At 46.6% G+C, this 17,132-nt stretch carries 16 protein-coding genes; 10 read left to right on the forward strand and 6 right to left on the reverse strand.

Features of this window, described 5'->3' with window-relative positions:
- Window positions 1–282: 282 nt before the first annotated feature.
- The gene (locus QUA50_RS27050; RefSeq protein WP_333268309.1) at window positions 283–1,074 is read right to left on the reverse strand and encodes a 2-phosphosulfolactate phosphatase family protein; all 792 of its coding nucleotides are present in this window, start codon (window positions 1,072–1,074) and stop codon (window positions 283–285) included.
- Between the two features lie 89 nt (window positions 1,075–1,163).
- Between QUA50_RS27050 and QUA50_RS27055 the strand changes: the two genes are divergently transcribed.
- Window positions 1,164–2,057 (forward strand): EI24 domain-containing protein, encoded by an 894-nt coding sequence (locus QUA50_RS27055; RefSeq protein WP_333268311.1) that lies wholly within the window; start codon window positions 1,164–1,166, stop codon window positions 2,055–2,057.
- A gap of 3 nt (window positions 2,058–2,060) precedes the next feature.
- Here QUA50_RS27055 and QUA50_RS27060 read toward each other — a convergent pair whose 3' ends face one another.
- Entirely contained in the window at window positions 2,061–2,312 is a 252-nt protein-coding gene (locus tag QUA50_RS27060; RefSeq protein ID WP_333268313.1) for a hypothetical protein, read from the reverse strand.
- 729 nt (window positions 2,313–3,041) lie between these two features.
- On the opposite strand from QUA50_RS27060, the gene QUA50_RS27065 reads away from it, so the two are divergent.
- Window positions 3,042–3,362 carry a DUF7873 family protein gene (locus tag QUA50_RS27065; RefSeq protein ID WP_333268315.1) on the forward strand — a complete coding sequence of 107 codons (321 nt, stop codon included), beginning with the start codon at window positions 3,042–3,044 and terminating at the stop codon, window positions 3,360–3,362.
- Window positions 3,363–3,476: 114 nt separating this feature from the next.
- Window positions 3,477–4,406 (forward strand): serine/threonine-protein kinase, encoded by a 930-nt coding sequence (locus QUA50_RS27070; protein ID WP_333268317.1) that lies wholly within the window; start codon window positions 3,477–3,479, stop codon window positions 4,404–4,406.
- Here QUA50_RS27070 and QUA50_RS27075 read toward each other — a convergent pair.
- The 3 genes from QUA50_RS27075 to QUA50_RS27085 all read right to left on the reverse strand — a co-directional run bounded on the left by QUA50_RS27075 (window position 4,400) and on the right by QUA50_RS27085 (window position 6,639).
- Complete coding sequence (locus QUA50_RS27075; protein ID WP_333268318.1) at window positions 4,400–5,026, reverse strand: J domain-containing protein; 627 nt, start codon at window positions 5,024–5,026, stop codon at window positions 4,400–4,402. The two genes, QUA50_RS27070 and QUA50_RS27075, sit on opposite strands and share 7 nt — an antisense overlap.
- Window positions 5,027–5,156: 130 nt before the next feature.
- A complete protein-coding gene (locus QUA50_RS27080; RefSeq protein WP_332955461.1) occupies window positions 5,157–5,750 on the reverse strand; it encodes an ATP-dependent Clp protease proteolytic subunit in 594 nt (197 codons plus the stop codon).
- Between the two features lie 229 nt (window positions 5,751–5,979).
- Window positions 5,980–6,639: an ATP-dependent Clp protease proteolytic subunit gene (locus QUA50_RS27085; protein WP_333268320.1), complete on the reverse strand. Its 660-nt coding sequence runs from the start codon at window positions 6,637–6,639 to the stop codon at window positions 5,980–5,982.
- 72 nt (window positions 6,640–6,711) lie between these two features.
- Here QUA50_RS27085 and QUA50_RS27090 point away from each other — a divergent pair, with 72 nt between their 5' ends.
- The 5 genes from QUA50_RS27090 to thrB all read left to right on the forward strand — a co-directional run bounded on the left by QUA50_RS27090 (window position 6,712) and on the right by thrB (window position 10,848).
- The gene (locus QUA50_RS27090) at window positions 6,712–7,947 is read left to right on the forward strand and encodes a VWA domain-containing protein (protein ID WP_333268322.1); all 1,236 of its coding nucleotides are present in this window, start codon (window positions 6,712–6,714) and stop codon (window positions 7,945–7,947) included.
- A 222-nt stretch (window positions 7,948–8,169) separates the two neighbouring features.
- Window positions 8,170–8,736, forward strand: coding sequence for a Uma2 family endonuclease (locus tag QUA50_RS27095; RefSeq protein WP_333268324.1), 567 nt, complete (start codon window positions 8,170–8,172; stop codon window positions 8,734–8,736).
- Window positions 8,737–8,740: 4 nt separating this feature from the next.
- Window positions 8,741–9,217, forward strand: coding sequence for a tetratricopeptide repeat protein (locus QUA50_RS27100; RefSeq protein ID WP_333268326.1), 477 nt, complete (start codon window positions 8,741–8,743; stop codon window positions 9,215–9,217).
- A 41-nt stretch (window positions 9,218–9,258) separates the two neighbouring features.
- Window positions 9,259–9,828 (forward strand): Uma2 family endonuclease, encoded by a 570-nt coding sequence (locus tag QUA50_RS27105; RefSeq protein WP_333268328.1) that lies wholly within the window; start codon window positions 9,259–9,261, stop codon window positions 9,826–9,828.
- Window positions 9,829–9,915: 87 nt separating this feature from the next.
- Window positions 9,916–10,848, forward strand: coding sequence for a homoserine kinase (thrB, locus tag QUA50_RS27110; RefSeq protein WP_333268330.1), 933 nt, complete (start codon window positions 9,916–9,918; stop codon window positions 10,846–10,848).
- An 895-nt stretch (window positions 10,849–11,743) separates the two neighbouring features.
- Here the strand turns inward: thrB and QUA50_RS27115 are convergent.
- Entirely contained in the window at window positions 11,744–13,015 is a 1,272-nt protein-coding gene (locus tag QUA50_RS27115; protein WP_333268332.1) for an ATP-binding protein, read from the reverse strand.
- 608 nt (window positions 13,016–13,623) lie between these two features.
- Between QUA50_RS27115 and QUA50_RS27120 the strand changes: the two genes are divergently transcribed.
- Together QUA50_RS27120 and QUA50_RS27125 are read left to right on the forward strand one after the other, a co-directional pair.
- Window positions 13,624–16,320: an endonuclease MutS2 gene (locus QUA50_RS27120; protein WP_333268336.1), complete on the forward strand. Its 2,697-nt coding sequence runs from the start codon at window positions 13,624–13,626 to the stop codon at window positions 16,318–16,320.
- A gap of 159 nt (window positions 16,321–16,479) precedes the next feature.
- On the forward strand, window positions 16,480–17,067 hold the full coding sequence (locus tag QUA50_RS27125; protein ID WP_333268334.1) for a DNA methyltransferase: 588 nt from the start codon (window positions 16,480–16,482) through the stop codon (window positions 17,065–17,067).
- Window positions 17,068–17,132: the final 65 nt, after the last annotated feature.

Consider the following 17,132-nt stretch of genomic DNA (forward strand, 5'->3'; position numbering starts at 1 on the left):
CGTCTCGCCCGTCCAAAAAGGACGGGCGAGACGCCCATCCCACAACGGGCGGGACGCCCATCCAAAAAAAACGGGCGAGACGCCCATCCCACAACAGTCATAGAAAGTGGATTTTATTTAATTCTCATCCCTAATTTCCGTCCAAAAAGGACGGGCGAGACGCCCATCCCACAACGGGCGGGACGCCCATCCCACAAACTTGTGAAAGTTATTTAATTCTCATCCCTAATTTCCGTAGGTGCGCCGAGGCGCACCTTACTAATACTCCATTCCCAGAAAAATTTAATTCGCCGTTTTTTCCGAAGATCGATCCCAGAAATCAGCTTGAGGAATTTTAAAATCAGACTTAACCAAAACTCCCGGTTCTCGCTGCACGGGCAGCACATCTAAAGTATCCGTTTGCGCGCAATATTTTAAATCTTCAATAACACCTAAACCGAGGAGGCGCTGGCCGTGGCTTGCTCTTTCCAACAATTCGTGCAACCTATCTTGCCAGTGCCAATAAAGAGCAATAGCCCCAAAGACTTCATCGTTACCAGCAAAATCGCTCGCAGGAATACCGCTTTCTGCCAAGAGACTTTGGGCGATCGCACCAGCACAAACCGTATCTTCCAACGAATAACTTCCTTCCCAACCAGAACCCACAATCCAAATAGTTTCCGGCTGTTTATTTAACAAAAACTGCACCACAGATTTGCGGTTAATCAAAGCCGCCGTCAACACAGTTGCAGCAGCTTGCACTCGCTGCAGAGCGCGAGTACCGTTAGTTGTGCTGATAAAAATTCGCTTCCCACTCACCGTTTCTGGCGTGCAGTCGAAGGGGGAATTCCCCATGTCAAATCCGTCAACTTTGGCGCCGCCGCGCTCTCCGGCGCGAATCCGCTTATCTGCAGGCCATTTTTCGCTGCTTGCCATTAGCTTATCTAAGTCGCTGAAAACTTGAACAGCTTCCGCTCCATTATTCAGGGCCGTTGCCATTGTCGTAGTCGCCCGCAGCACATCAACTGCGATGGCGCAAGCCGGCATTTTGTCGGCTGGCGTAAGTTCCGGGGTATGGTAAATAAAAAGCTTCACTTTTGGGCCACCTGCGATAAATCCTCATCAGTCATAATAATGGAAAGTGGATAATAGAAAATAGAGTCGAGTCCTCAAAAGCAGAAAATATGTCAAAACAGCTAAATTCAAACCCCGCCCAGGCCGCCATTACCGCACCAATTGGACTCTTGGCAGGTTTCACCTATCCTTTGCGAGCTTTCACGCTGATTTTGCAAACTCCCAAGCTGTGGACTTATGTATTAGTTCCCGTGGTGCTAAATTTTATAATTGGTATCGGTCTTTATTTAAGCTTGCTATTTCCCAGTTTGGCAGGGATAGATGTTTTAGTTGCCGATTTGTCCGTCCGATTTAACGCTCTAATTGCGAGTTTTCCAGCTTGGCTGAGCTTTCTCGGCGTGTTAACAATTGCTTTCGGCTGGCTGCTGCGCGTGCTCCTAGTCTCAGGACTTTTGCTGATAATTGGATTTTTGTTAGTGCAGTTTGGCGTGATTTTAGGTTCGCCCTGGTACGGCAAACTTTCCGAACAATTGGAACTCCTGCGGAACGGTCAATTGCCCGCAGAAGCACCAATGAATTTGGCGAATAGTTTTCGGGATATTCAAAGGGCGATCGCCTTTGAACTGCGAAAACTACAAATTTTGTTGAGCGTCGGTATACCGCTGCTGCTGCTAAATTTTATCCCTGGCGTCGGCTCTATTCTTAGCAGTTTGGGTGGCGTAGCTTTGGGCGCGACTATTGTCTGTTTGGACTTTTTAGATGCACCTTTGGAGAGGCGGAGGCGACCTTTTCAGGAGAAGTTGGAGATAATTTGGGCGAGTTTGCCCGCCAGCGGAAGTTTTGGTTTGGTTTGTTTGGGTTTGGTGAGCATTCCGCTGTTGAATCTGTTGGCGATTCCGCTGTGCGTGACGGCGGGAACTTTGTTTTTTTGCGATCGCATTTGGCCTGCCCGCTTTGCTGCTGAAGAAAGAAAGAGCGATCGAGAAACTAACATTACTAATTAAAAACTAGGAAGATACTTCTTCCTTTTGCCGAATCTGGGAGTTTAGACCCAAAAACGGGCTTAACAACAGCCAGCTAATGAAGAAAAAGGATGCTGTAAATAGCTGGACAATATCAACCGCCGACAAATATCCGTCAGATAATAGTGCAATAGTTCTATCTGTCAGCCCGAATATCCAAGAGAGAATCCCAAACAGCCAAATGCCTTTTTGGAGGATGGGCAAAAATGCAGAAACTTCGGAGTTTTGCTGGTTCATTGATTTAGCCCTTTTTTGCGAAAAGTCTGATTAACCGGGGCACCCCAAGGGCTTAAGGATTTTTGGTGTTTCCTCGGATTCCCTTTGTTAGGATCGTGAATTAAATAATTTGCATAAGCCTGTGGGATGGGCCTAAGAGCCCGTCTATAAGGGACGGGCTCTTAGGCCCATCCCACAAGAACAATTTAAATTGCAGGTTATTTAATTCTCATTCCTTATCTATATATTAAGAAATGTTTCTCGAAATGACAACGCGCCCTGGGAGGGATTTCCGCATCTATCTTAAGAGGTAGTCGCAGCCCTCATAAAGAGTGATATTTGCTACACTTTGGTAGGATGCTAGAGATTTTGCCGATTTTTTGAGAGACAAATGGCTGGGCACGGGTAGCGGCGCGATCTCTTAGCACCGCGCCGATAAAAAAGCTTGTAATTTATATTGAATTATGGAATACTACATGATGAGCAAGTTTGGTTCAAGAACGATCGTGATGTTTGTACTGAGGAGGGAGAGTTAAGCTGTGGAGCATTTAAAATGGTATTGTATGGTGCGTCAGTTTTAAGGCGTTTTCCATGTATAGTCAGTGTTCACTTCGCTTCGCACCCGGAGCGGCCTCGTTAGTGGTTTAAATGCTCCACAGCTTATCAAAGCCGTAAAAGCCACAGCACAAACAATTCGATTATCAGTATTAACCAGGCTTGATACGAGTTCAGCCTCAAGAAAATCGAACAATGGCACGCTTAAATCAGATTATTGCGATCGAAAAAGGCATCAAAAGCCGCTCGGTTCAAGAACTAGCCGAAGCTCAAAAAGCACTCCAGAAGCCCGCTGTGCTTTCTGGAATCTCCCGTACTTACCGCCCCAAAGACGAAGAAGGCGAACAACTGCCGCCAGAGTCCAAAAAAGTTGAAGTCAAAGCCGAAGAGATTATCCGCAAAACAACTGAAGTTTTGACCAAACTCTTCGACGTAACCGCAACCAAAGATTGGACAAATTGTACCGCTCGCGCGGACGTAACTGTAGACGATCAGAACTGCTGGGTTTTATGGTAATTTATCAATCAAAGTGATACGACTTCCCCAAAAAAGAATGCAAAACCAAGCTCTAAACCGATACAGCGTCAGTCATTTCCAATCTAAAATCTAAAATCTAAAATCTAAAATGGTATGATTTACTGCATCAATCCTCAATGCGAACAACGCGAAAATCCTGCTGCTGCTCAAAATTGTCAGGCTTGCGGCACGGATTTGTTAATTGGCGATCGCTACCGCATCCTTAAACCAGTGCGATCGCCCAATCCCGCACGCCCCACAGACATCTTTGAAGTTGAAGATTTGGGAACCGGGGAAAACGAATGGGGCACTGTCAAAACTTTAAAAGTCTTGAAACACGCCCACAACCCCGATTTAGTTCGCTTGTTCAAGCAAGAAGCGCGAGTTTTGATTTGGCTGGCCGGAAAGGGCTCAGTTCCCCAAGTCGAACCAGACGGTTATTTCCAAATTAAACTCCCCCATAACTTCCAGAAATTGTCTTGTTTGGTGATGGAAAGAATTAGCGGAGAAAACTTGGCAGAATTATTAACTAAAAAACAGTACGTTTCTCAAAAACTAGCTCTTGATTGGCTGCAACAAATGCTTTATATTTTGCAGGAAATCCACAAATATCATGTATTGCATCGGGATATTAAGCCATCCAACCTGATGGTTGAAGCGAATGGGAAATTGAGATTAATTGACTTCGGCGCCGCCACAGAAGCAGATATAGATACCGCACCCATAGGTTCTGCTGGATACGCCGCACCCGAACAAATTCTAGGTACAGCAGGCGTGCGATCGGACTTTTTTGCCCTAGGGCGTACTTTTGTACATTTATTAACAGGCATAGAGCCGATCCACTTTCCCCTTAATGAAAAAACTGGTAAAATTAATTGGAGGAACCAAGCCGTAGATATTGACCCGTTACTTCTAGAGTCGATCGACGAATTGATGGAACCGCTACCGGAAAACCGACCTGAAAATACCCAAGTTATTTTAGAAAAATTAAAAATTCACGACACAGACCCCCTGCAAAAGGGGGACGCAACATCGCTTCAATAAATCTGTTCCAACCTGCGAAAATCCCGTTCAACTTCCGCCCACAAAGCCCGGTTGTGAGGGTCAGTTTTCACAGCTTTTTTCAAATAAATTCTCGCCTTATCAACCTGCTTTTCTCCGATCAAATGCCGTCCCCAGCGCTGATAGGCGATCGCCTGCCACTGACGCACCTCCAAATCTTCGGGAACCCGCTGGGCCAAACCCTCAATCAAGGCGATCGCCCGCGGGAACCTCTGATATTTCAGCAACTGCTGCAACTCAAAATAAGCATCTTGCTTTAACTTTTGTTCTACCGCCGACAGATCCGCAAGAGATTGAACCGCAGCCTCTTTTCGAGTCACCTTAACTGCCTGCGGTTGAGCTTTCACCCTCCGATCCGGCGGTGTCGAACTAGGCGGCACAGTTGAATTGGCAACTTTCGACTCCGCAACATGGTGGGGGGCAACCTTCACCAGGAACTTATAAGCCTCAGTAATAGCAATAAACTTATTTTTAGCCTGTTCGTTTCCCGGATTCACATCGGGGTGATACTGTCTCGCTAACTGCCGATAAGAGGCCTTAACTTGCGATAAACTCGCACCTGACCTCAGTCCTAACTGTCGGTAATAATCTGCAATATCCATCTAGCATGAATGAGCGTTGATAATACCATTAAATATGGCAGAATCCTTAAATGTAAAGATTCTGCCAAAATTTACTGCGAACTAGGTTGTAGTGCGAGGGTAGCCCGCACTACGGTCGCGCAAAGATAACTTACGGACGCTCTTCGATCACTCTGTCAATCAAGCCGTATTCCTTGGCTTCCTCAGCGGACATGAAATAGTCGCGATCCATGTCCTTTTCGATTTTCTCGATCGGCTGACCAGTATTTTTAGCGTAGATATTATTCAGTTGGTGGCGCAGTCGCAGAATTTCTTTCGCCTCAATCTGAATATCCGTTGCTTGTCCCCGCGTGCCCCCAGAAGGCTGGTGAATCATGATTCGCGAGTGAGGCAAAGCTAACCGTTTCCCCTTCGCACCGGCAGCTAACAGGAAAGAACCCATCGAAGCAGCCAAGCCCACACAAATCGTCACCACGTCCGATTTTATGTGCTGCATGGTATCAAAAATAGCCATGCCTGCCGACACCATCCCGCCTGGGGAATTGATGTACAAAATAATATCCTTACCTGAATCTTCCGAATCGAGGTAGAGCATCACAGCGATGATTTGATTGGCAATTTCATCGTCAACGTCCCTGCCCAAGAAAATAATCCGTTCCCGGTAGAGGCGATCGTAGATATTAATCCACTGAGTATCATAACCACCCGGCATTTTGTAGGGAACTTTTGGCACACCTATAGGCATAATTCGGAACTCCGTTTAGTTAGTAATTGGGCATGGGGCATCGGGCAAACAGGGCATCGGCCCGCGCAGGCCCGCGCAGGGCATCGGGCATTGGTAATTGGGAATCGGTAATTGGGAATTGTTAGTCATAAAAAGACTGTTGAATAACTAATCAGGGTAGAAACTACTAGCCATTAACCCTTCATTCTTACTCGTTCCCCATTCCCCATTCCCCATTCCCCATTCCCAGTTAGATGACTCCAGCCGGCAGCGGTTTCGGCAATTCTTCCGAACTTTCAAGAACGCGATCGATCAAACCGTATTCTTTAGCTTCCTGGGGCGTCAGGTACAGCAAGCGATCCATATCTTTAGTAATCTTTTCGATCGGTTGGCCTGTACAGCTTGCAAAAATCTCAAGCATCGTCGCTTTATTTGCCAGCACTTCCTTAGCCCGAATTTGAATGTCGCTGGCTTGACCCCGCGTGTAAGCCTTGGGTTGGTGCAACACAATCGAAGCGTGCGGCAAACTCGCCCGACAGCCTTTAGTACCAGCCGCTAACAGCATCGCAGCCATACCCATTGCCGAACCGAGGCAAATAGTGTGTACGGGCGGCTTAATGTACTTGATCGTGTCGCAAATAGCGAAGGCTTCTGTTTCAAAGCCGACGGGTTCGCCGCTGTAACCAGAAGTGCCGGTCGAGTTGATGTAGATTTTGATCGGCTTATCGGGATCTTCGTACTGCAAGAACAACAGTTCAGCGATAATCAGTTCTGTTACCGCAGGCACCAGAGGCATACCCAGATAAACGATCCGCTCCTTCAGCAACAGGGATGGCAAATCGGGAGGTGGCGTCCGAGAGTTCCCTTCCCCGTAGTATGGCGATTGCACAGCTTTAATTGGTGTGTTCATATAACCGAAATGTTGCCTGAACTGATGGAGCTATTCTTAAAGAAATAGTAACGCAATCTTTAGGTATCCCGCATGAAAGTTAGTTTGCTCCCGGTTTTAAACGACCCTAACCTTGACGCTGCTGCGCCCTCAACGCAGCGCCAGCTAGCGATTTCGGTGTCTGCGACGGCAAGCTCGATCGACTCCAGCGTACCCTTAAACCTGTGCCTGATTCTCGACCACAGCGGTTCGATGGGCGGACGCCCCTTGGAAACCGTCAAACAAGCCGCCGGACGGTTGCTGGACAGGTTGAAGCCTGGGGATCGCTTTTGCGCGGTGGCTTTCGACCACAAAGCCAAAGTCCTCGTCCCCAATCAAATTGTAGGAGATCCCAGCAGCATTAAACGGCAAATTGAGCAACTGCGATCGGCCGGTGGCACAGCAATTGATGAGGGCATTAAGTTAGGTATTGAAGAGTTGGGTAAAGGCAAAAAAGAAGCTGTATCTCAGGCATTTCTGCTGACTGACGGCGAAAACGAACACGGCGACGACAGCCGCTGTTTGAAGCTGGCTAAATTGGCTGCCGACTACAACATGACTTTAAATTCTCTGGGATTTGGCGATAACTGGAACCAGGATATTTTGGAAAAGATTGCTGACGCTGGCGGCGGTGCTCTGGCTCACATTCAGCGTCCCGAAGATGCGGTTGACGAGTTTAGCAAACTATTTACTCGCATCCAAGGTGTAGGTTTGACTAATGCTTATTTGCTATTTTCCCTAATGCCAAAAGTGCGGTTAGCCGAACTCAAACCGATCGCCCAAGTTGCGCCGGATACGATCGAATTACCAGTACAGCAAGAGGGCGATCGTTTTATGGTGCGCCTGGGAGATTTAATGAAGGATATAGAGCGAGTAGTTTTGGCTAATATTTATATTGGACAGTTGCCCGAAGGTACACAGGCGATCGGGCAATTGCAAATTCGCTACGACGATCCGACTGTCGGTCAAGGTTTGCTTTCCGATCCCGTTGCAGTTTCTGCTAATGTCTTAAAAGTTTATCAGCCGGCACTTAACCCGACGGTACAACAGCACATTTTAGCTTTGGCTAAATACCGCCAAACTCAACTCGCAGAAACTAGATTGCAACAGGGCGATCGGGCCGGCGCGGCGACAATGCTGCAAACTGCTGCGAAAACTGCTCTGCAAATGGGCGATAAAAGTGCCGCAACTGTGCTGCAAACTTCTGCTACTCGCTTGCAGTCTGGCGAACAATTGAGTGAAGCCGATCGCAAGAAAACTCGGATTGCTTCTAAAACTATTTTGAAGTAATCGCGCGATTTGAAATTTTAAATAATTTTAAATTGGGCGATCGGACAATTTGCCGATGCGAAATCGCCTCTACAAAAACGAAACCCGCCTGGGCGCGGGTTTCAATATTTTGAGTCTCGCCTGCAAAAAGCGAAAGTCTGTGTAGCCCGATTGTTTTAAGCTGTGGATCGACAAGAAGCTCGATCGTTTAGAATGTTTGTATCACCTATCAAGAGTGCTTGTATGAACCAGACAATATCTGATAAAGTACGCTGGACTACCGCCGATTTAGAACTATTGCCCGATAACGGCGATCGTTATGAAATTATTGATGGAGAGTTATTTGTGACTAGAGCACCGCATTGGGGTCATCAACAGGCTATAGGCAACCTCTACCAAGAACTTAATACTTGGTCGCGAGAGACTAATTTAGGACGAGCAGGAATCAATCCGGGTATCATTTTCACGGATGCTGATAACGTTATTCCTGATGTAGTTTGGGCCAGCAATGAACGCTTGGCTATCTTGCTAGACGAAGCCGGCCATTTAACCGGCGCACCTGAGTTAGTTGTTGAAGTATTGTCCCTTGGTGCAGACAATGAAAGACGCGATCGAGATTTGAAACTCAGACTCTATTCGGTGCGAGGCGTCCAAGAATACTGGCTTGTGAATTGGCGGTTGCAGCAAATAGAAGTTTATCGCAGGGAACAAGCAAGTTTAAGGCTCGTTGCTACGCTGTTGAACGCTGATGAATTGACCTCGCCTTTGTTGCCTGGTTTTAGTTGCTCTGTAGCTCGGATTTTTGCTTAGATTTATGAAACACTTTTACCGGGCGATCGGCATTTTAGGATTTGTTACCGTTTTGGGCGGCATATCCCCTGCCATTTGTACCCAACCCTCACCAATACTCATCGTTCAAAATCCTGCTGAAGACTTATTCAATAGTGCTTTAGCCAAGTCAGAAGCAGGAGACATTCAAGGGGCGATCGCCGATTACACCGAAGCCATCCGCCTCAACCCCAACTACGCCAAAGCCCACAACAAACGCGGCATCATCCGCGACCGCAATCTCAAAGATTATCCAGCAGCAAAAGCAGATTTCGATCGCGCAATTGAAATCAACCCCAACTACGGCGATGCCTACTACAACCGCGCCAGAGTCCGCGAGTTCTTAGAAGACAAACCGGGGGCGATCGCCGATTATCAAAAAGCAGCCGAACTATATCAAAAAGACGGCAATACCAACGATTATCAAGATGCCATCAAGCATATTCAAATGCTGCAAGAATAAAAAAATGGTATAATAGGATTAGTGTTTAAGAAATACACACTATGCTTGCCAACAAAAGTCACAACTACGCATCCCCAGAAGACTATTTAGAAGGCGAAAAAATCAGCCCCATCAAACACGAATACAGACAAGGCGAAATTTATGCAATGGCAGGAGCAAGTGATGCCCACGAGACTATTTGCATCAACTTAGTAAACTTGCTCACAACTCATGTTAGAGGCAGAGGCTGTCGCATCTATGGGGGAAACATGAAAGCCAGAATCGATCGAGCAGACGTGTTTTACTATCCAGACATCATGGTGACTTGCGATGAAAGAGATAGAAGCCTGGAATATTTCAAACGCCACCCGCGCTTAATCGTAGAAGTTTTATCTCCAACAACAGCAGCATTCGATCGCGGAAATAAATTTGCCGACTACCGCACCTTAGAAACTTTACAAGAATACGTGCTGATTAACCAAGAAAGAATCAGTGTAGAATCTTACCAGCGCAATGCAGAAGGCCGCTGGGAACTTTACCCTTACGCGGATGGCGAAGAAGTTCGCTTGGCTAGCGTAGACTTTCAATGCCCGATCGCACAAATTTACGAAGATGTTCTAGGAATCAGTTAAAATAGTCGATCGAACCGATATCAAAAATTTATCTGCGTTCATCCGCGTTTATCTGCGGTTAAACACTCCAAATTAACTATTCAAAAAATGTCCGTAATCTCCACCGTCACCGTTACCGTACCCGCCACAACCGCCAACCTAGGCCCAGGATTCGACTGCATCGGTGCCGCTTTAAGCCTCTACAACCGCTTCCAATTCTCCCGACTAGAACCCTCAGCAACCGAGAAACTAAAAATTACAGTTACAGGCCAAGAAGCCGCCAAAGTCAAGACAGACGACAGCAATCTCGCTTATCAAGCTTTTCTCAAGTTATACGATCGCCTGAACCAATCGCCGCCATCTGTAGCCATACATATAGATATGCAAGTGCCGCTGGCTAGAGGTTTGGGAAGTTCCGCTACAGCTATTGTCGGCGGGCTAGTCGGTGCAAATGAACTAGCCGGAAAGCCTTTGAGTCAGGTGGAAGTGATGCAATTGGCGATCGAACTTGAAGGACATCCCGACAACGTTGTCCCCGCTTTACTCGGAGGATGTCGCCTCGCTGCTAGCAATCCACCAAGCGGTTCCTGGGAGATTTGCGATATTCCCTGGCATCCAAATATTGTGCCCGTGGTAGCCATTCCCGATTTTGAACTGTCTACAGCCGAAGCCCGCAAAGTTTTGCCAGCAGATTACAGTAAGGCTGACGCGATTTTTAATGCCGCACACCTCGGTTTGCTGGTGCGGGCTTTGGAAACAGGCAATGAAAACTGGCTGCGCTGCGCCCTCCAAGACAAAATTCACCAACCTTACCGACAATCTCTGATTAAGGGATATGAAGCGGTGCAACAAGCCGCCGTGAATGCAGGGGCTTGTGGAATGGTAATTAGCGGTGCCGGGCCGACGCTTTTGGCTTTAACTGATGTGGCTAACGCTGTTGCGGTTGAGAAAGGGATGGCGGCTGCTTGGATGGAATTTGGGGTAAAGGCTGAGGTAAGGGCAATCGCCCTCGATACTCAAGGCGCGCAAGTCTCCCTTTAGTTATTCCACTCCTAGACACACAACATCTACATCACCGTGTTTTGTAGGGGCAATCTCCCGTGGTTGTCCCTCTCCATGTTATTCATATTTCTATTCTCGACCTCTGCGTAAATGGGCGTCAATCCTTTGTCATCGGCTGCCCGATAAATTATCTTTTTTTTACCGCAGATGAGGGCAGATTAACACAGATTAACGCAGATAGATTCTATCTATTCCGGTGGCAAGATACGTGATTGTTGACTGGATTTTACGCCCGACGATGTTACCGGATTTGATATAATTTCGTACATATTCCTCACAGTCGATTTATTGATATGTTGTTGGAGGTTATATAAAAAAAGGCTTTGCATAATTAAGGTATGAATTTAGGTTGGGAGGGTGAAGAAAAAAAAACTTTTTGTTATGTTTCATCCCAAAAAACTCAAAAATTCAATTCGTTTACTAATTTACGCTTCTCACATTCGAGGACGTTCCCATTCTCTATTCAAGTAGTCATTGAGATACCCTGTTTGGAATGTTATTCGACCTGGCTTCGTCAGCGGTTATAGCTAAATCATATCAAATCTGTTGGCATCGCAATTATTCATCTCTCTCTTCCCTTTCTCTGTATGCTCTGCGCCCTCTGCGGTTTAATCATTTCGATACAACCGGAATTAAACTCAGACATCTATTCACCAACGCCTATTTTATTACAAAACTAAAAATTGTTTTCGCCGCTCTTTCAAATCTCTTGAATATCAACTCAAGTCTCTTTTTCGGCACTTCTGCCATTCTCTATACAAAAATTTACATTTTTTCAAAAATTGTGCAGTCATTGTAGGGGCGGATTCACAACAATTTCAGGCTAAAACCAACAATTTCAAAAATCCGCCCCTACAACTGTAAATACTGTTAATTAACTGTGACGCAGCGGAATTTCTATCTGAATTTTAGTGCCTTTACCCGGTTCGGAAAAACACTTGAACTCTCCTTTGTGCTGCTCTACAATTATCCGATAGCTGAGAGCAAGTCCCGATGATATGGGTGATTTCGCAGGTTTTGCTGCCAAAAATGGATCGGAAATTTGGGCTGTGATATCTTTGCTATGTGCGGTGTCGTTATCAGCAATCTCAATCGAAATTCGCTGAGCATCGACAACCTGAGTAGTAATCAAAATCACAGGCTTAAATTTGATGGATTCCCACTCTTCCAACTCTTGCGCCGACTCTTCCAAAGCATCGATCGCGTGATTGATGATATTCAGAAAAGCTTGATTGAGCAGCCCTGCATAACACTCAATCTGCGGCAAATTGCCGAATTGTTTGATCACCTTGATGTCTCGCCTTCCCTCGCGAGCCGGCAAGCGGTGCTGCAACAACAACAGAGTATTTTCTAAACCGTCGGAAACATCGAATAACTGCCAGCCCGATCGATCGCTGCGGGAAAAATCCTGTAGCGACAAAATTATTTGGCGGATGCGATCGCTCCCGGTACGCATGGAACTCACAATTTTTAATAAATCGTCGAGTACGAATTCCACATCCATATCTTGTTGTTTTTGCAGAATTTCCGCTCCGGTATTGACTAGCTCTTTTTGATACAATCGCAGCAGTTCAATTAAATCGGCTGCGTAGCTTTGGACGTGAGTGAGATTGCTGTAAATAAAAGTAATGGGGTTGTTAATTTCGTGGGCTATCCCAGACACCAATTCGCCCAAACTAGACATTTTTTCATTTTGCAGCAGTCGATCGCGCGACAGATCCAATTCTTGCTGGGTTAACTCCAACCGCGCCCTCAACTCGCGCGATCGCTCAGACGCGCGCACCCGCGCCAATAATTCCTGCTTAACTATCGGTTTAAACAGAAAATCGTCAAAGGGCGCATCCAATTCTTGAATTTCATCAAATTGCTCCGGTGTTGTCAGCAGGATAAAATAGGCTGCCGCCAATTTTCGTGAAGCGAAGCTATCCCGTAGGGAATCGGCTTTCACCAGCCGGCACACCTCCAAAAAGTTGATTTGAGGCGAAGTCCCGTCGCAAATTATCGTATCGGGGGACAATTCCTTCGCCAAGTCTAAACCCTCCTTGTCGTCGGAAACGACTCTCACCTCATGTCCCTCTTGGCTGAGTAACTCTTCGACAACTTGAAAAGTCACAGTATCCGCGACGATCGCCAGAATCTTTGCCATACTTCTACCATCTCCACAAATTACTTTTTAGGATACAACCGCCAGAATTGCGCTGACAGATTTAAAATTCCAAAATAGTTCAATTACATCAAAAAACAGCCCGTGCCCGCTCCCTCAAAACCAAAAATAGCTCATACCATTTTAGATTTTATATTTTAGAGTAAAAAATTGGGAATGACCGAAAGCATCCAGGATACCCGCCACGCGATCGATCCGTGGAGAAATTAAAAACGTGTATCCGAGAAACTTGCCGAACGTATTTATCTCGCGCAAGTCAATGCTTCAATTCTAAAATCTAAAATCTAAAATCGCGCAATCGATTGACTTACTGTATAATAGTTGGGAGCTTGCCTAAAGTTGCATATTTTTGGGAAACTGGTATCACGAGAAGGTATAATTTTAGACGGGTAATGCAAAAATGGAAATTTCTCCTTCGCAATTAATGTTACATCAGAGCTTTCGGCCGAAAGACTCCTGAGGGCGATCGCAGATACTTTCTCAAATTGCGCCAGGAAACAATAAAAAACTTTAAAATCAATTAATAGTACCGTTAAATTCACCTTCTCGGTCAGCGCCTGGGAATGCCAATTACCAACACCACCTCAACTTTGATTCAAGCCGAAACACTAGAACTATTAGAATGGCCGCGCCTGTGTCAGCACTTGGCTACCTTCGCGGCCACCAAACTCGGCGTCGCCGCCGCCCTCGACCTCGCAATCCCGGCAACTCAAGCTCAAACAGCAGAACTCAAGGCCCAAACTCAGGAAACTTATCAGTTAGAGAGCCGCGCTGGCGGTGCTTTGAGTTTTGAAGGAATCCAAGACATCGGCACTTCGCTGCAGCGAGCCGAACTCCAAGGTTTGCTCAGCGGCGAAGAATTGCTGGCAATTGCTACTACCCTCGCCGGAGCAAGGCAATTGCGCCGGATAATTGACTCTCAGGCAGATGTGCCCACGCTCAAAGAACTGGCATCCCAATTGCGGACTTATCCCGAACTAGAGCAAGAAATCCACCGCTGTATCGACGATCGCGCTCAAGTAGCAGACAGGGCCACTCCTAAATTAGCAGGAATTAGAGTTCAAATGCGACAGTTGCGCGATCGCATTTATCAAATATTGCAGGGGATTTTGCAGCGCCAATCCAACGCCGTACAAGAACAGCTAATTACCCAAAGAAGCGGACGCTTTGTCATTCCCGTCAAAGCTCCTCAAAAAGATGCCATACCGGGCATAGTTCACGACTCCTCGGCCAGCGGCGCGACACTGTACGTAGAACCCCACAATACAGTCAATCTTAACAACCAAATGCGGCAGTTGCTGCGGCAAGAACAAGCCGAAGAAGAAGCAGTCCGCCGCGCCCTCACGGAGCAAGTCGCAGCAGTAAAACCCGATTTAGACAGATTGTTGGTTGTAGTTACAACTTTAGATTTAGCCGCGGCTAAAGCGCGTTATAGTTTTTGGTTGCAAGCAAATCCGCCGAAATTTATCGAATTGGGAGAGCCAGAATTAGCACCAAAAAATCCAGAAACAGAAGATGAGGAAACAGAAGATGAGGAAAACTCAGAAAACAGTCAATTATTAATTCCCAACCTGCGATCGCAAATTACCCTGCGCCAGTTGCGCCATCCTTTATTAGTTTGGCAGCAACAGCACGAGCAAGGCTTTCCAGTCGTGCCGGTCGATTTGACGATCGGGCCGCACATCCGCGTCGTCGCCATCACCGGCCCCAACACCGGCGGCAAAACTGTCACCCTCAAAACCTTGGGATTGGCAGCTTTAATGGCGAAAGCCGGAATGTTTGTTGCCGCCCGCGAACCCGTAGAATTGCCTTGGTTCGACAATATTTTGGCCGATATTGGTGACGAACAATCTTTGCAGCAAAGTTTGTCTACTTTCTCCGGCCATATCCGCCGCATCAGCCGCATTTTAGAAGTTTTAGACGACAAGAAATCGCAGGCTGAAGGGACAGAAAATTCAAACCTGACAATTACTAATTCCCAACAGCAAGACCGAGAAGTCACAGATACACAGAACACTGTTTCTGCTCTCCCAATTCTCAAGCCTAAATTACAAATTACCCAACCCCAAATCCCAATTAAAAAATCCCAATTACCAATTCCCAAATCTTTAGTTTTGTTAGACGAAGTAGGAGCGGGTACAGACCCCTCAGAAGGCAGTGCATTGGCGATCGCCCTGTTGAAATACCTCGCCCAACATTCCCTGTTAACAGTTGCAACTACCCACTTTGGCGAACTCAAAGCCCTCAAATATCAAGACTCCCGCTTTGAAAATGCCTCAGTAGAATTTGACGACAATTCCATGCAGCCAACCTATCGCTTGCTGTGGGGAATTCCCGGACGTTCCAACGCCCTCACCATTGCCAAAAGACTCGGTTTGCTACCAGAAATAGTCGAAGAAGCTCAAACTTATGTCGGGGGAGCATCTCAAGATGTCAATCAAGTGATTGCTGGACTCGAAGCACAGCGCCGGAAACAGGAAACCAAGGCCAGAGAAGCAACTCAACTGCTACACCAAACCGAAAAACTGCACAGAGAAGTTTCTCAAAAAGCAGCCGCTTTGCAAGAGCGGGAGCGAGAACTAAAAATAGCTCAGGAAGTGGCAGTAAATGAGGCGATAGGGTCGGCAAAATCAGAAATTGCTCAAATCATTCGCCGCTTGCAGTCGGGCAACCAGACGGCTCAAAATGCCCAACAAGCGACAGAAACCTTAAATCAAATTTCCCAAAAACATCTGCCCTCTCGCCAACAACCGGCTAAACCCAAACCGAGTTTTATGCCGAAAGTGGGCGATCGCATCCGCATTCCCAGCTTGGGCCAAACCGCCGAAGTGCTCAGCGGCCCCGATGCTAACGAAGAGTTGAGCGTTCGGTTTGGGATTATGAAAATGACTGTCAAACTCGGAGAAATTGAATCCCTCGACGGTCAAAAACCGGAAACTAAAGCTCAATTAGCCAAGGTTGCAGCCCAAGCCCAAGCAATCGCTACGGCTAAAGCTAAGCAAGCAGCGGCGGAACCGGCAAAACCCAATCCCGAAATCGCCATTCGCACTGCTAATAATTCGATCGACCTGCGGGGTGCGAGAGTCTCAGACGCAGAAATCGAAATAGACAGAGCTCTTTCCAAAGCCGTGGAATACGGAGTGCTGTGGATAATTCACGGTAAAGGTACGGGACAGTTGCGGCGCGGGGTTCACGAGTTCCTCGCGAATCACCCGCAGGTTTCCCGCTTCGAGCTCGCCAGTCAAAAAGAAGGAGGTGCAGGTGTGACGGTGGTTTATCTGAAATAGTCAGGATTTAGGCATTTCCGGTTGACTCGTAATTATATACTTGTCTGCAGCAAAACAAGTCGCAACGAACATATCGTACTGATGCAACCGGAATGGATACTATACTGCAAATGTCGCCTAATTAAGAGTTGATTTACCACTTTAGTAACTGCCTGACTAATGAAAAAAACTCCCTCAAATGAAGTTTTGGTTGGCGACTGTCGTGAAGTGATGAAGACATTGCCAGAAAATTATATTTCTGCGTGTATCACTGACCCACCTTATAATTATGAATTTATTGGTCATAAATGGGATGACTCAGAAATTCAAAGGCGTATAGAAAGAGTCAACGGCAAGGGAAATAAAACCCTTGTTAAAAACATTCCCTATGGCAGTGGTTTAGCAGGTGGAGTCAGAAACGAAAAATGGTATCAAAGGAATCGCAACAACACTCTGGATTATGAAAAGTGGTGCTTTGAGTGGGGCGAGCAGCTTTTTCGGATCTGCAAACCGGGTGCGACAGTTTTAGTTTTCAACAGCACGCGGACTGTTGCTCACGTACAAGTTGCACTTGAAAGTGCTGGTTTCTATGCGAGAGATATTCTTGTTTATAAAAGATCGAGTGGTATCCCTAAAGGTGTCAATATCAAACAACAGTTAGAGAAGAAAGGATATGAAAATCATGAACAATGGGATGGTTGGCACAGTTGTCTGAGAAACGAATGGGAAGCAATCTGCGTACTTCAAAAACCGCTGGTCAATAATTAGGGTTTGCTGAATAATCGATCGCCCGCAAAGAACAAGTGCGATCGATATCCTCTAGCTCCATTTAA

Origin of the sequence: Microcoleus sp. M2_D5, assembly GCF_036701935.1 — a bacterium.
GTDB lineage: Bacteria > Cyanobacteriota > Cyanobacteriia > Cyanobacteriales > Microcoleaceae > Microcoleus.